This is a genomic window from Ignavibacteriales bacterium (assembly GCA_015709675.1).
Taxonomy (GTDB): Bacteria; Bacteroidota; Ignavibacteria; order Ignavibacteriales; family Ignavibacteriaceae; genus H2-BAC3.
On sequence record CP054182.1, the window covers coordinates 2,143,043 to 2,159,437 of the forward strand.

9 protein-coding genes are annotated in these 16,395 nt (G+C 44.9%); 8 read left to right on the forward strand and 1 reads right to left on the reverse strand.

The features are described 5' to 3' along the window. The first annotated feature begins 1 nt into the window (after position 1). The 4 genes from gnd to HRU80_08045 are packed head-to-tail and all read left to right on the forward strand — an operon-like array spanning position 2 to position 3,655. A complete protein-coding gene (gnd, locus tag HRU80_08030; GenBank protein QOJ28833.1) occupies positions 2 to 1,462 on the forward strand; it encodes a decarboxylating NADP(+)-dependent phosphogluconate dehydrogenase in 1,461 nt (486 codons plus the stop codon). Positions 1,463 to 1,481: 19 nt separating this feature from the next. Beyond that, the gene (locus tag HRU80_08035; protein QOJ28834.1) at positions 1,482 to 2,006 is read left to right on the forward strand and encodes a hypothetical protein; all 525 of its coding nucleotides are present in this window, start codon (positions 1,482 to 1,484) and stop codon (positions 2,004 to 2,006) included. A 36-nt stretch (positions 2,007 to 2,042) separates the two neighbouring features. Continuing rightward, positions 2,043 to 2,876, forward strand: coding sequence for a 5-dehydro-4-deoxy-D-glucuronate isomerase (kduI, locus tag HRU80_08040; protein QOJ28835.1), 834 nt, complete (start codon positions 2,043 to 2,045; stop codon positions 2,874 to 2,876). 20 nt (positions 2,877 to 2,896) lie between these two features. Further along, positions 2,897 to 3,655 carry an SDR family oxidoreductase gene (locus HRU80_08045; protein ID QOJ28836.1) on the forward strand — a complete coding sequence of 253 codons (759 nt, stop codon included), beginning with the start codon at positions 2,897 to 2,899 and terminating at the stop codon, positions 3,653 to 3,655. Positions 3,656 to 3,827: 172 nt separating this feature from the next. Here the strand turns inward: HRU80_08045 and HRU80_08050 are convergent, their stop codons facing one another. Beyond that, entirely contained in the window at positions 3,828 to 5,588 is a 1,761-nt protein-coding gene (locus tag HRU80_08050; GenBank protein ID QOJ28837.1) for a helix-turn-helix domain-containing protein, read from the reverse strand. A gap of 419 nt (positions 5,589 to 6,007) precedes the next feature. On the opposite strand from HRU80_08050, the gene HRU80_08055 reads away from it, so the two are divergent. From HRU80_08055 to HRU80_08070, 4 genes are all read left to right on the forward strand, one after another. After that, on the forward strand, positions 6,008 to 7,264 hold the full coding sequence (locus HRU80_08055) for a hypothetical protein (protein ID QOJ28838.1): 1,257 nt from the start codon (positions 6,008 to 6,010) through the stop codon (positions 7,262 to 7,264). 13 nt (positions 7,265 to 7,277) lie between these two features. Continuing rightward, positions 7,278 to 8,567, forward strand: a complete 1,290-nt coding sequence (locus tag HRU80_08060; GenBank protein ID QOJ28839.1) for a hypothetical protein — start codon at positions 7,278 to 7,280, stop codon at positions 8,565 to 8,567. A gap of 126 nt (positions 8,568 to 8,693) precedes the next feature. After that, positions 8,694 to 9,869: a hypothetical protein gene (locus tag HRU80_08065; protein QOJ28840.1), complete on the forward strand. Its 1,176-nt coding sequence runs from the start codon at positions 8,694 to 8,696 to the stop codon at positions 9,867 to 9,869. A 59-nt stretch (positions 9,870 to 9,928) separates the two neighbouring features. Continuing rightward, positions 9,929 to 16,351: a T9SS type A sorting domain-containing protein gene (locus HRU80_08070; GenBank protein QOJ28841.1), complete on the forward strand. Its 6,423-nt coding sequence runs from the start codon at positions 9,929 to 9,931 to the stop codon at positions 16,349 to 16,351. Positions 16,352 to 16,395: the final 44 nt, after the last annotated feature.

The following is a 16,395-nucleotide window of genomic DNA, read 5'->3' on the forward strand; positions in this document are numbered from 1 at the left end:
AGTGAAAAGCGTGAAAAAAGCAGACATTGCGGTTATCGGTATTGGTGTAATGGGGGAAAATCTTGCTCTGAACATTGAAAGCAGAGGCTACTCGGTTATTGTGTATGATAAGGATGATGCAAAACGTGCAAAACTTGCATCCGGGCGTGCTTCAGGCAGAAATATTACCGTAGCCGGCTCACTTCAGGAGGTCGCTGATTCACTTTCCCTCCCCCGTAAGGCACTGATCATGGTGCCGGCAGGTAAACCCGTAGATGCGGTTATTGATGATCTTGTACCATTTTTTCAGGCCGGGGATATTATTATCGACGGTGGCAATTCTCATTTCCCTGATTCTAACAGACGAACCAAATATCTTGGTGATAAGGGAATGCACTTTGTAGGGGCTGGTGTTTCCGGCGGAGAGGAAGGCGCGCTGAAAGGCCCCTCCATCATGCCCGGCGGTTCTTCTGAGGCATGGCAATATATAAAACCGATATTTCAGCATATTGCAGCCAAAGCTGAGGATGGCAATCCCTGTTGCGACTGGGTAGGGGAAGAGGGCTCAGGGCACTTCGTAAAAATGGTGCATAACGGTATTGAATATGGTGATATGCAGCTCCTCTGCGAGGCCTATCAGATTATGAAAGAACTTATCGGGCTGAATCATGATGAAATGTATGAAATCTTTAAACGCTGGAATGAGGGAGAACTGGAAAGTTACCTGGTTGAAATTACAAGAGATATTCTTGCATTTAAGGATGAGGACGGAGCCCCGCTGGTTGAAAAAATCCTGGATAAGGCAGGACAAAAAGGAACAGGAAAATGGACCGTGGTCTCCTCACTTGACCTTGGCGCTCCGCTCACATTAATATCAGAAGCGGTATTTGCCCGAACTCTTTCATCACTTAAGGATCAGAGAAGTGCTGCCTCTAAAGTGCTGAAGGGACCAGCAGTGAAACTTTCCGTACCCCGTGATCAGTTTATCGCGGATCTTGGCAAGGCTGTTTATGCAGCAAAAATTATTTCGTACGCGCAAGGATATATACTCCTAAGAAACGCGGGCGCTGAATACGGATGGAATCTGAATTACGGAGGTATTGCATCCATGTGGCGCGGCGGCTGCATTATCCGTTCGGTATTTCTCGGGAAAATAAAAGAAGCGTTTAATAACAATCCTGATCTCGGCAACCTGCTTCTTGATCCGTTTTTCCGTGATAAAATTCATTCTTCTCAGGAGGGGTGGCGCCGGGTGGTATCTGAATCGGTAATGAACGGCATCTGGGTTCCCGCGCTCTCAAGTGCGCTTACCTGGTTTGACGGCTACCGGAGTGAACAGCTCCCCGCAAATATGCTGCAGGCACAGCGTGATTACTTTGGCGCTCATCAGTATGAAAGAGTGGATAAACCGCGCGGAGAATATTTTCATACCAATTGGACAGGCAGAGGCGGGGATACAACTTCATCAACGTATACTCTGTAACTGAAGGACTGAAATAAGTATGACCACAGGAATTACAGCGTCTCATTCAGGAAGGATTGTCCTGACTGACCTCCTGGTATTTGCGTTAGTATATATAACACCGGCACTTTCCCATGTGCTGCCGGTTCCTCTCTATGTGCTTGACCCTATGCGGCTTTTCTTCCTTACGGGTATGGTGCTCGCCGGGAGCAGATGGAACAGCTATCTGCTTGCTCTGAGCATTCCATTGTTTTCATCACTGGTCACCGGACATCCCTCCTTCTGGAAGGGTACGCTTATCTCGTTTGAACTTGCAGCAAATTTTTATCTCTTTGTGCAGCTGATGCATATCCGCCGTCTGCCGGTGCCTGTTGTTATTGCAGGTTCAATTATCATCAGCAAGATTCTCTATTACGGAGCAAAACACCTTTATCTGCAAACCGGGCTGATTCAGGGGGAACTGATTTCCACGCCGGTGCACCTGCAGGTCTTGACGGTATTGATCGTGACCACAGTTATTTCATTTATCTTCAGAAAAAAAATTACCGAACAGTACGGTCAGTAATATTGTACAGTTCAGAAAAAAACAAAGCTTTTAACCATGCAAGTACGTTATTCGTTAGACCCCGGAAGTGTCCGCAGATTAACTACTGAGGAACTCCGCGGCTATTTTCTTATTGATACACTTTTCAGACCCGGCACTATTGAGATGGTGTATTCAGACATTGACCGCTCAGTAACCGGATCTGCTGTTCCGCTCGCTGCTTCGCTGCATCTGGCAGCAACTAAAAAAGAACTGGCCGCGGAATATTTCACGGAAAGGCGGGAAATCGGTGTCATTAATACCGGAGGCAGCGGTACAGTTTCGCTGGACGGAAAGATAATTACACTGTTAAATAAGGATGCACTTTACATCGGCAGGGGGGTAAAAGAAATTCTGTTTGCCAGTGACCATGAATCTGAACCGGCAAAGTTTTATTTTGTAAGCTACCCTGCGCATAAGGAATATCCTTCGCGAAAAATTGCGATGGGTGAAGCCACACAGGTGAAACTTGGAAGCAGCGCGGATGCAAATTCCCGGACAATATATAAATTTATTCATCCCGGACTGATGCCCTCCTGCCAGATTGTTATGGGGCTGACCATCCTGAATGAGGGGAGCGTGTGGAATACCATGCCTCCGCATACTCATCTGAGGCGCTCTGAAGTATATATGTATTTTGACCTTCCGGAAGATGCTATGGTTGTTCATCTGATGGGAGAGGGGAATGAAACCCGTCATCTGATAGTAAGGAACGGGCAGGCGGTTCTTTCGCCGAGCTGGTCTCTTCATGCAGGTGCCGGAACACGTAATTATGCATTCATCTGGGCAATGGGGGGAGAAAATCAGGAATTTGATGATATGGATGGAATTGCAATACATGACCTCAGGTAAAAGGATTGAGCAATAGAACCATGAATCAGCTGTTCAGGGTTGACGGAAAAACCGCTCTGATTACCGGTGCAAGAAGAGGAATAGGCCGCGCGTTCGCCGCTTCACTGGCTCATGCCGGAGCGGATATTGTTGCTGTGTCTAAAAGCAGTTCCGCGCCTGAAACGGAGAAACTGGTGAACGATGCCGGCAGAAATTTTACCTATTATTCATGTGATTTTACCAGCCGTGAATCAGTATATACACTCATAAAAACCCTTGAAGAAAACAATACAGAAATTGACATACTGGTAAATAACGCCGGTACCATTCAGCGCAGGCCGGCTGCCGAGCATCCGGACGAATACTGGGATGAAGTGATAGCCGCAAATCTGAGTTCGCAGTTTATTCTCACACGGGAAATTGCAAAGGGAATGCTTTCACGTCGCGGCGGAAAAATTATCTTTGTAGCTTCACTACTTTCATTTCAGGGTGGGATTACCGTTCCGGGGTATGCAGCGTCAAAAGGAGGCATAAAGCAGCTGACCATGGCGCTTGCGAATGAATGGGCAGCTAAAGGTATAAATGTAAATGCCATAGCCCCCGGATATATCTCTACGGACAATACCAAAGCTCTGAGGGAAGATGAAACACGGAACAATGCCATACTCAGCCGGATTCCTCAAGGCCGCTGGGGAACACCTGAAGACCTGACCGGAGCTCTGATTTATCTGAGCAGCCCGGCATCAGATTATTGCAACGGTTCAGTCATCACCGTAGACGGAGGCTGGATGGGCAGATAGCCCTTTTAAACATAATAATTACAGATAGTAAACCCCTGCGGGCAACCCCCGTCAGGGGTTTTTTCGTTTATGGGGGAGGGGTCAAGGGGTTCTTGGATGGTCAGCTTATATACGGTGGTTGTGATTTGTCCGTGCAGAAATCACTGAATAAATTACCATCTCCGCAGAATTGCTAACCTGCCTCCCTGTTTCTCGCCCAGATATCACGCATGAAGAAGGAGGGGGAGACTCCGGTGTGTTTCTGAAATACTTTCGAAAATGTTACGCGGTTATTAAAACCGGATCTTTCAGCTATGCTGTCTATGGTGAGCGATCTGGATTCATCCGAATTCATTATCTGGATCGCTTCGCGGACTCTGTGGCCATTGATGAGATCAGGGAATGTCATGCCGGAGCCATGATGCACTGCCTGAGAAAGATATGTCCGGTTTGTCCCAAGCCGCTCCGCAGCATTTGCAGTGGTTAAGTCGTGAACAAGGTAGATTTTTTCTTCCTGGATGAGATGGTTTAGTTTTGCTGAAAGTTCACGGAGCAGGGTTTCATCAATAGTTTTTTTGCCCTGTGTACCATCGGTCGTTCTTACAGTGACGGGATCTGCATTTTCTTCTTCCTCCTCTTCATCAGCCATGCGTTCCACAACAGGTATTGGTACACTGGCTGCACTGTAAGCAAGTTCAAGATTTTTTTCAACAAGCAGTTTATGGGATTTCCTCAGACGGAAGTAGTACGCAATCAGAATGAGAAAAGATGCTATGCTTATGAAAAGAATACCGATAATCAGATTTTTTTCACGCTGCAAACCCTCAGCGCGATGCTGTAAAATCTGGTGATTATGTTCAGCGTAAATATGAAGAATCTTTGCCCGGTTAAAAATGGAATCCGCGGTTTTTGAAACGGCAACCCATTGTTCAAGGTAGTTTACCGCCTGCCTGTAATCTCCGGCAGCTTTGAACGTATATGCCCGCTCTCTGTTTATGGCTTCTTTATATCTGATGTCTGAATATTCTTTTTCAAGCTGCTCTGCAAGACTTAGTACGGCTTTTGCTGAGTCAAATTTGCTCTTGTGCCTGAGAATTTCCGCATATCCGATGTATAAACCCGGGAGCTCGGCAAATTGCTTAAACTTTTCTGCATAATATTTTCCATTCTCACAATATTCTTCCCCTTTTTTATAATCACCTTTTGCCAGATTTACTTCCATCAGTTTCCTGAAATGATAAACCATTCCGCTTGAATCACTTGCGGACATTGGAGGAGCGGTTAGTTTTTCGAAAGCTGTCAGGAAATAGCTCTCCGCTTCATCCAGCTTGTTTTGCCGGAATTTTATCAGCCCAAGATTGCTGCGCAATGTTATAAATCGCCAGTGTTTCGCAAAATTCTTCTCCTGCTCCATGAGCTGCTGATAGATTTTCTCGGCCTCATCATATTCACCGGCAAAGAAGTGCATATCGGCAATGAGCTGATTGATTTCGTCAAGACTGGAATTAGACTGAATATCCGAAAGGATGGTTTTTGCCATAAGCGCGTACATCATGGCGGAGTCCGGCATAGAGTTATCCCGGAAGATGATGCTCTTAAATGTATAAGCCGCGGCCTGAAGTTCGGGAAGATTTTCGGACCTGGCTAAATCTGCCGCCTCATTGAGCATCCTGAATTTTGTATCAAAAACGTGAAACCGGTAGGAGTGAATCAGGGTATTTATATAGAGAGATTTATTCTGATGATGAACTGATTCCCTGAGCAGACGGCGGCTGAGTGCAAGGCCGGATTCAAAATCTGCTACATACATCAGGACAATCAATTGTCCGGCTGCTTCATCTGCCTCGGGAAACTTCTGACTATTCCAGATTTTCAGGAGACTGTCAACCTTTTCTGACTGAATTGCAGGAAAAAGGCACAGATTCGCCAGGAATATGATTATGAATACTCTCATGAAACGGGAAAAATGAATAGCTACTGCAAAATAATCACAAAGTTTAAATGGGAACAGAAAAAAATGCCGGGCTGATGGTATCAGTTGCGGATTATTTTCTCTGGTTGTTGATATAAAAAGAGGTATTCGCGTAAAAATTGCGCAATTGTAACCGCAAAATGACCTATTTCCGGTAACAATTGCGCAATGATTACCAACTTTTCAGAAAAAACATTTGCGGAGACTCTATTTTTGACCTGCCGCAGTTGTGTGTACTCGGCACTTTCACATCTTTTCAAAATCCAGCACCCTTTCGTAAAGGGAATATCCGGCAGAAAACAAAATTCTGTTTCAGATGTCTCCCGCAAGACCGGCGCAGCATTTTGCTCTTATCCGGAAAATAAATAACCGTAATTCACAAACTATAAGGAAGGTTCACTATGAATCGGATGACATTCAACTTCATCATGATTCTGATGATTGTGCTGGCAGCAGGCAGGGCAAATGCCCAGCCGATGGAGCCAAGCATAGTTCTTCAGGGTATCCTCCGTGACCAGCAGAATAACGCTATCGGTGACGGAGTATATTCTCTCACATTTTCGTTTTACACAAGCCCCAGCGGAGGTTCGGCCGTGTGGTCAAGCCAGATGCGTCAGGTTACGGTGCAAAACGGCTGGTTCTCTGAGAAGTTAAGCGACTTTGGCAGCTCAGTAGATTTCAGCAACCAGTACTATGTCGGGGTATTGGTTGATGGAATGAGCGCTGAATTGCCTAACCGCATAGAACTGACCGCCGCACCATACGCAATGGCGCTGGTAGGGTCAGAAAACGTTCTGGCAGGCACAGGAAACATCGGTATCGGTACTACAACACCGGATGAGAAACTGACGGTCAACGGAAATATGAAGATTTCCGGCAGTATTGAACTGGGTACAGGTCTTATGGCTGAATCGCTCTTGAAATTCGAGGATATTGAAAGCGGGTTGTATAATGATGTGTATCGCCCCATCATCCTGACATCACAGGATGCAACCCTCGGGTCCCGGCTTCAGTTCTTTACCGGCACTGAAAATACAAGCCGGTATTTCGAACTCAATTCACAGCGGGGTCTGGAACTCTCACTTAATACTCCCCTCCGGATAAAAAATTCATCCTGGTCAAGAGGGCTCAGATTCAACTCAAACATTACAGAAGCTCTGGCTGCTGATAATTTTTATATATCAAGGGGCGGCACCACTAATACCCGTGATGAACTGGTATTCCACATTGACAGCAGCGCCGGAAGTACCTTCGCAATCTTAACCCCTTCAGGTGACCCTATTCTAAATGCGAACGGAAATTCAGGAGGAATAGCTATAGGAAAAATGGTCACTACGGACGCAAAACTTGATGTTGAGGGGCCGATCTATATCAAAGGTAAACAGATGTTTGAGCTACGAGAATATGCTTTTAATGGAGGAAGAGATATAGAGACTGGATATGAATCCTCCAAATGGACAGGAGTTATAGCCGGAGTGAGCGTGGACCAATTGGATATATACCGCTATGATACAGGATTCCGGCTTGACTGCTTTGAGCGAAACGGACAGATAAGAGTCCGTGTAAACCTTCCGGCAGACGGAGGAGCTCAGATAATAAGAGTGTTCGTGCTCTTTATTCCAAAAGAGCTGATAGCTAACCCTAATACACCGAATTGAGGAGAGCTGAAAAATGAAAAACATGAATTATTACGAAAGTACCAGAATAATGAAAAAGTTTAATCTTGTAATACTGCTGCTTTTGCTGTTTTCAGCGGCTTCTTTGGCGCAGACCCTGCCAACAGATATTGTGATACAGGGTGTTTTGCGTGATCAGCAGAACAGATCATCAGCCGATGGTGAATATTCCATGACATTCTCCTTATATACTCAGGAATCAGGAGGCACTCCTGTCTGGACAAGTGTACCGCAGGGAGTAATGGTTCAGAATGGAGTATTCTCAGCCCGGCTGAATGAATTTAATGCAAATGTAACATTTCGCAGTAAATACTATGTCGGTATTACCGTTATAGGTATGGGCGCTGAACTGGTCCCCCGGCTTGAATTAACTGCTGCCACAAATGCAATGGCAATTCGCGGCGGTCAGAATATTATTGCAGGAGCAGGATATATCGGTTTAGGAGTACTTAACCCTTCTGAACGTCTGGAAGTTTACGGCAATGTAAAAGTAAGCGGAAATGTATATACCAACGACAGTCTTTCGCTGGGTTCAAAAATCCGTTTCCAGAGTTCACCCGCAGGAATCTATAGCGCTAACGATAAACCTCTCCTTGTGCAAAATTCTTCAGAGGGTGCAGGTGACCGGTTTGTGTTAAGCGCGGGCGGAGATGCTGAGACTCAAAATTCTCTGGAAGTAAACACTGGCAGAGGTGTTGAAACTGGCAATAATACTCCGGTGATAATAAAGAACTCAGAATGGGGCAGAGGTTTGCAGTTCTTTTCAAATCTCGGAGGAGCACTCAGCGGTAATGAGTACTACATGTCGAGAGGTGGTCAGGATAACGCAAAAAATGATTTGGTAATCCATATACCTGAGAACCAGGGAAGCCGTTTGCACCTTATGGCTTCAGGAAATAAATCCATGATGAGTGTTGACGGAAACAGCGGTAATGTGGGTATAGGTAAATCACCAAATCAAAATGCAAAACTTGATGTAGCCGGAAATATTCATGTGGAAGGCTCAAGTCCTATTCATTTCAGAGTTTTTCTGATGGATGGCTTTTTTGCCGAATATAATACTCTTTACAGTGCAGAAGAATGGGTTGGTATAGTTGCTGGTATTAATTCGGCTGATTTTGACCTGTACGAGCATCCCCTCACCGTAATTCAGCGCTATTGTTTTGTAAGAAACGGAACAATATGGATACGGGTTGGACAGCCGGCTCATGGAGGCCCGATTCCTGTGAGAGCAAGCATTATGTTTATTAAGAAGGAACTGGTTAACGGTTCAATGCCAAATTAAACACCGGTATAATTTTTATTAATGAATTTTGAAAGCACAAAAATGAAGAAAATATTTTTACTGCAATTTTTCCTGTGCCTGCTGCTAACAGGAATCATATTTCCGCAGCAGGAAGGTCCTGGTATAGTGTTGCAGGGTATACTGAGAGATCAGACTAACAGACAGGCACCAGATGGTGAATATACTATGTCATTTGCGATTTATGACAGTAAAACAGGCGGCACTGCCCTCTGGACGAGCGGACCGCAAAATGTTATGGTAAATAACGGAGTTTTTAATGCGCAGCTTAAAAACTTCGGCGCAAATGTTACATTTACTTCACAGTACTTTGTCGGGATGACCGTTTCAGGAATGGGGAATGAACTTTCCCCAAGAATAGAGCTGAGCGCTGCACCTTATACACTAGGCATTAATGGTTCAGAGAATAAAGTTGGCGGTGATGGAAATGTTGGGTTTGGTACAACTAACCCGACAGAGCGTCTTGACGTAAACGGAAACGTAAAGATTTCCGGATATCTTGAGACCGGTGAAACCATAGCGCTGAGTTCACGGCTTCGCTTTAAGCAGGGCGGCGGCGGGTTATATGACAGCCATGATAAACCGCTGTTACAGCAGTCCTCAACAGATTTGACAGGTGCTTCACTTGTTTTCAGACCGGGCGGCAGCACCAACTCCCCGTTCAGTTTTCAGTTAAATGATAATAATGGCTTTGAATCTGATAACAACACTCCTTTCATTGTAAATAACAGTGAGTGGACCGGCGGAATCAAATTTTATTCATCACTCAACAATGCGAATAGCGGAGAGAATTATACTATAAGGCGCGGCGGTGACTTTTCCACAAAAAACATGCTGGCGCTTACTATAGAAGATGATATGGGAAGCGGACTGAGTGTAATCTCAGGCGAAAATAATTCTCTTCTCAGATTTGACGGTAATTCCGGTTCAGTAGGACTTGGTATAAACCCACACCCTAATTCAGCATTAGATGTAAACGGTTCAATATTTGTAAATGGAGTTATTCCGTTTGAATATAAGGAATTCCAGGCATATGGTACTCATGTTGAAGTTAACACTAATTACGACGCAGATAAATGGTTTGCTCAGTTTGCAGGCATACATCCAAACGGGTTTGACGTTAATGAATATCCCGGTTCAAACCTTTCTCAATATTGTTTTGTTAAAAACGGCAAAATACATATAAAATCAATACTGCCTGCTCACATGTACAACCCTCTGCAAAGACTCTATATATTATTCATACGCAAGGAGCTGGTTGACGGTGCAATGCCCGTTCAGTAAGCTTAATACGAGTATGCAAAAGGTAATAATTACATAATTAAATAATTAAAGAGATTACAATGAAAAAACAAACAGCATTAAAAAGTCACGGAAGCGGTCCGCTTCTGTTGCATATTTGTGTTGTCTTGCTTGCATTACTGCTTGCACAAAGCCCTCAGTATGCGCAGCAGGCAAAGATGACACAGGGCAGCCATGTGTTTGGTCATGTTGATTCCGTCAGCAGGAATCTGGGACTAAGAATGCAGGCCACCGTTGGAAATGTTTTCGGAATAAACAGCACTGCCGGAAACGGAGGAGCATATATTGGGTTGTCAGGCCACTTTATGCTTCCGCCTAATAGTCCGGTTGTGACTGCTTCACAAGGCGAGTTCCCTGACAAGATTGAGTTAAGATGGTCATTTGATGTCCTGAGTCCTCCGGCAGATAAGGATTACTTTAAGGTTTACCGTGACGGAAACCTTCTTGCGACTCTTCCTATGACTCAGAACTATTATTTTGACTATAATGTTTATCCGGGAACTTACTACAATTATGAGGTAACCGGTAATAACGAGTTCAATGAAAGCGGCAGGGGGCAGTCAATCGGATTTGTTAATCCTAACGGCGTAATAACCGGTAACATAGCCACACAATTCGGAACCCCGGTTCATGATGTTGAAGTGGTGCTTTCCCCAACCGTTGGCAAAGCATTATATTTTGATGGAATAAATGATTATGTGAATGCAGGCAGGACGCTGAACTTTGCAAACAAATCATTTTCAATTGAATTCTGGTTAAAGCGTCCTTCTCCCGATACCGGAATAATATTCAGCCAAAACTATACATCTGCAAATGCGAATGACCCTAACCGGCTTTCCCTTGGCTTTGCTTATCCGGGCAACGTGCTCACCGGTCATGCCGGCGTTCCGTTTTCGGTGACCATAACCGAAGACAGCGCATGGCATCATTATGCATGGGTGCAGGATAACATGGCAAGGAAAGGATATATTTACCGCGATGCCCGGCTGATTCATACGTATGATTTAGGCACAACGGTATATACCGGAACCGGAACGTTTGAAATGGGACGCTCTCTTACAAAATACACGCACATGTATCTTGATGAAATGAGAGTCTGGGGAGCAGTTATTGACTCAGTCACCATTAAACGTAACATGAAAAGAACCGTTAACACAACTTCTCCGAATCTCCTTGCGTATTGGAAATTTGACGAGGGAATAGGAGACAGGATATTTGACCTTTCTCCTGCTACCAATAACGGACTGGTGCATGGCAGTACCTTTAGCGATGAAACAGCAAGAGTAAGGACCACTGCATTTACCGATACCCTCGGGAACTATACCATTGAAGGCATTAACTACGGCGCTTCCACTAACTTTTCAGTTATTCCTTCAAGAGATGCAAGATTGTTTAATCCTCCAACAAGGATTGTAACACTTTCAAGCAGTAATACTGCAGCGAACAATATTGACTTCACCGATGTTTCGCAGATTCCTATAACAGGATTTGTGACGCACTCTGAGACGAGCTGTTTTGTTGACAGTGTGGAAATACTTGTTGACGGCAAATCCTGGAATCCGCGGATTTATACTAACGTCGAAGGCAAATATATTGCTGAGTTTGAGCCGGGAAGCACTCACACACTAACGCCGGTAAGAAAAGGATATACATTCCTTCCTGCTTTCAGGCAGTATCAGAACATAGTTGATCCCATAGCAAGCGGACATTTCAGTCAGACTGAAAAGTTCACCTTCAGCGGTAAAATTGCCGGCGGTGAGTGTGACAATATCATCGGTCCAAGCCGCATAATTTTAGAAAGTATGCCCTCTTGTTATGTTGATACCATTGAAACCAGCGTGAACGGAAGTTTTACTATAACAGGGCTTCCGCCGCTTCTTTATCGAGTCTCTATACAGCCGTTTAATCCGAATATCACTTTTGATGCTGATACGGTCAGCTTAAAAGATACCAGCCAGACCAAGGGCTACAGATACTTCTCGCCTCTTATCGTAGAGGTATCAGGACTGCAGCCGGCACCAAACTGCGATCTGGTTATTCTTGATCAGTTTATAAAGGTTCCTCTCCGTTATAAAATATATGAACAATATACATGGGACGGAGTAACAACAGAATGTGCTGTTGACACGGTTGAACTGACCATCTATAATGATATCAGTGATAAACTGAGCAACCCAAGAACTCTCTTCGCGGTTAATGGTCAGGCACGTGACACAATCATCACCGGTTATCCGAATATTATATTCCCGTTCCTAAAGAAGATTGAAGTAGTAGCCACACACGAAGACGGAAGACAGGCACAGGATACCGCATGGGCAGTAGTTACCGGTATCAGACCGAGAACAAGCGCCTTTACAACAACTTCTCCTGCCATTCCAATTCTCATACTTCGCGACCCTCCGGGAGACGGAAGTTTTGCAACAATGAGCAGTTCAACGTCTGTTTCTAATTCAATTAGTATGTATGGAGAAGACAGAGAAACTTTTGGTATGAGCCGAACAATTTCCCTTGCTCCGGACTTTACTTCAGAGACGGGATTTGGGTTCTCCGTTGAAACTGAAATTGATCTTACTTTTGATATTACCGGAAGCATGGAGTACACTCAGACCGGAAGAAACACTCGTGAACTTGCAACAACTATAACCACATCTGAAACATTCTCAACTGCCGGTGACGGAGGTGTGATTGGAGAAGAGGGTGATGTTTTTGTAGGCGGCGCAATGAATCTGACTTACGGTGTTACTGATGTGCTTGAGTATAATGACTCTTGCGGTTTCAGGCAGTACCGTAGTCTGGTTGTTTCACCTCAGGGTTTTGCCACAACATTTATCTATACACAAGATTATATCAAAAACTTTGTTTTGCCAAGTCTTGAACAGATTGGAGATACAACTAGCATAAAAAGCTGGAATAAAATATTAGCTTACAATGACTCACTTAAGCGGAGTGCTGAATTCTCACGCAATCTTTCATTCAGCGCAGGTACGGTATCTGAGTTTGTTGAAACGACCGAACAGACCATAAGTGAGATTTTTGAATTCGACATGACGGTTGATGCCAGTCTGGCTATTGACCTTGGTGCAACATTTAATGGTGTTGGTACTGTTGACGGATTTACCTTTACGAGCGGATTCAGTTTTGGAGGTTCAAACTCTACTTCTACCACGACCTCTAATACTATCGGATTTACACTGACTGATGATGATCCGGGTGATGCATTCTCCGTGAATGTATATAAGGATAAGGTGTATGGCACTCCGGTATTTGAACTGGTTGCCGGTCAGAGCTCATGTCCCTGGGAACCGGGAACAGTAGCCCGTGATTCAATGGGATTAATTTCTGATAACTCAATAGCAGTGAACGTTCATCCTGATTCATTTGCTGTGTTTAATCTGGGAATCCAGAACTTAGGACAGCTTGGCGAATCACGTGAGACCCAGCTTCGTGTTATTAATGAAAGCAACCCGAACGGCGCTCAGATAGCAGTTAATGGTATAACTCTGCAGGGTGGCCTGAACTATACTGTTCAGCCAAACTCACAGATCAATACCGTGTTAACTATCAAGCGCGGTCCCCAGGCATATACCTATCAGGATATTGCACTGGTGCTTACCTCACCGTGTGAATGGGATCAGGGTGCAGGCGGTGAAATTGCCATAGCTGATACTCTCTACTTCTCAGTATTCTTCCTTGAACCCTGCAGCGAAATTGCAGTGGCTGAACCGGGCCAGAACTGGCTGATAAATACTTCTAACGAGAATGATTTTAACATCAAACTCTTTGGATATGACCGCTTTGATCCGAATCTTCAGGAAGTTGTCCTCCAATACCGTCCGGTGGTAACCGCAGGAAAGCCGGTTCAGAACCGTAAATCTGAACTCGAGGATGAAAACAGATCTGAAGAAAGAAGTAAATCCGGATTAGATGAAAATAAAGAAGCCGGCAGATTGCAGCTTGATTATATATCAGAGCCGATAAGCAAATTTGCATATCGCGAGGTAATTGACTATAGCATGGAAAACAGAGCAGCGCTGCTGCTTTCAAACCCTGCTTATGCTCACTTATTTGACGGACCTGAAAATGTAGAAAACTGGCTTACCATAAAGACCATCCCGAGAGACAGTCTGCAGCCGGATTTCGTAACTGTTCAGTTCCTGACCCAAGGTGTTGCTGACGGCGTTTATGAAATACGCGCGGTTGCACAGTGCGGCGGCGGAACAATCAGCGGAACCTCTGCGCTTGTGGTTGGAAGAATAGATAAAACACGTCCGAGAATAGCCGGTGTACCGCTGCCCGCGGATGGTGTGCTTAACCCGGATGATCAGATTTCAATTACCTTCACCGAGGATATTGAATGTGAAGGCCTTAATGTGGTTGATAATTTTGCATTCATCAACACACAGACCGGCGACCCGGTTGACTATACCTTTACCTGCGGAGGAAAGACTATTACGTTTACTCCTAACGTTGCAAACCGCTTTATCGAAAATAAAGTGCTCAGAATGATTGTTAAGGGAGTTAAAGATAAGAGCGGAAACATCATGTCAGTTCCATTCGGAACTCAGTTCCGTGATTCGACTGCATGGGAGTTCCTTGTTGACCGCAATCCGGTTCGCTGGACAGGTGGTGAGATTGAAGTGGTCAAATATCTTGATGAAAGTGCAGAATTGCAGAGACAGTTAATAAATGATGGCGGCGCAAGTTTCCCTTATACATTGTTTGACTTCCCGCAGTGGATGAATGTAACTCCGATAAACGGAACCGTACAGTCATCAGGTGCAGTAACGGTTACTTTCAGATTTGATACTTCAATTCCGACTGGTACCTACGTAGACACCATTTACGCGAATACCCTCAATGGTGATGAACCTCTTATCGTTAAACTGAGAGTACTCTGCCGTCCGCCGCTCTGGACTATTAATCCGGAGGCGTTTGAGTTCTCCATGAACATGACTGCTAAGCTCTTTATTGATACCACAGCTTCAGACGATATCTATGATAGGGTTGCTGTTTATTCAGGAACTCAGCTCAGAGGTATCGGCGATGTATCACGGATCAGTAACACGAATCAGTATCGCTTATTCATAACAGTATACAGCAATACAATTTCCGGTGAAGCCCTTACCTTCAGAGTGTGGGATGCATCGGGATGTATTGAATATGGTCAGGTTATGGAGCAGTATAGCTTCCAGGCGAACAGCGTGCTTGGTGATATACATAATCCTGTTCCTCTTACTGCAACTCAGCAGATACTGCAGCCATACAGTCTGCCCGAAGGATGGACCTGGCTGAGCTTCAACACTATTTCTGCAGATATGTCTCTTAACAGCGTTCTTTCAGGCGGCAATAATCAGGAAGGTGATGCTATAAAAGACCAGTCACGATTCAGCTTGTATGTAAATAACTATGGCTGGGTAGGCACCCTTGATACAATCCGTCCGGTAAGTAATTACCTATGGAAGAAATCAGCTCCGGTCAACTTTACAAGAACAGGTTATTCTATCCGTCCGGAAGCATATCCGGTCAGGGTTGACTCAGGATGGAACTGGATTGGTTACATACCGCAGGAAAATCTGCCGGTGAATGCTGCCCTGCAGACCCTTCAGCCGCGCAATGGTGATATCATTAAGAGTCAGTTCCAGTTCGCTATCTATGACAGCGTTTATGGCTGGTTCGGTAATCTTCAGTTTATGCAGCCGAAACTTGGCTATCTGATCAAACTGAGCCGCAAGGATACACTTATCTATCCTTCACCTGTTCCTGGAATGCAGAATCTGCTTCTTGAAGAACAGCAGTATGTAAATACACTCGAAACCGTACCGGGCTGGAGCGTGAATGCAGCTTCCTATGATGCTTCAATGATTGTAGTAGCTGCTCTTGAATCAGCAATGTATGATTCAGTCAGTCAGACAAAACGCCTTGGTGTTTTTGCCGGTGAGGAGTGCAGAGGAATAGCTGAACCAATAGCATATACTGATGGCAGACAGCTCTTCATGCTGACCATTTACGGAATGACCGGTCAGGCAGACACACTCAGTTTCAGAGTTGTTGATTTGCAGACAGGAAACATCCGCCAGAAGAGCACGATACTGACCTTTGATGCTAATGCATCATTCGGCAGTCCGCAGGAACCATATATAATTCCTGAGCTCACAACCTCAGCTGATGAAGGTAATCTGATTCCGGAAGAATTTATGCTGGCGCAGAACTACCCGAATCCGTTTAACCCGACAACGACCATAAAATTTGGTCTGCCGGTTGAATCGAACGTGCGTATTACAATCTACGATATGATGGGCGCTGAGATTCTTGTGCTGCAAAACGGCACCATGAAACCTGGTTATCACTCAATGACCTGGGACGGCAGAAACAGCTTTGGTGTGGTTGTTCCCTCAGGAGTATATATTTACTCCATGCAGGCGGATAAGTTCAATCAGAGCAGAAAACTCATTTTCCTGAAATAACATAAACATAACAGGGGTGCTCCTCTTAGGAGCACCCCGTTAAT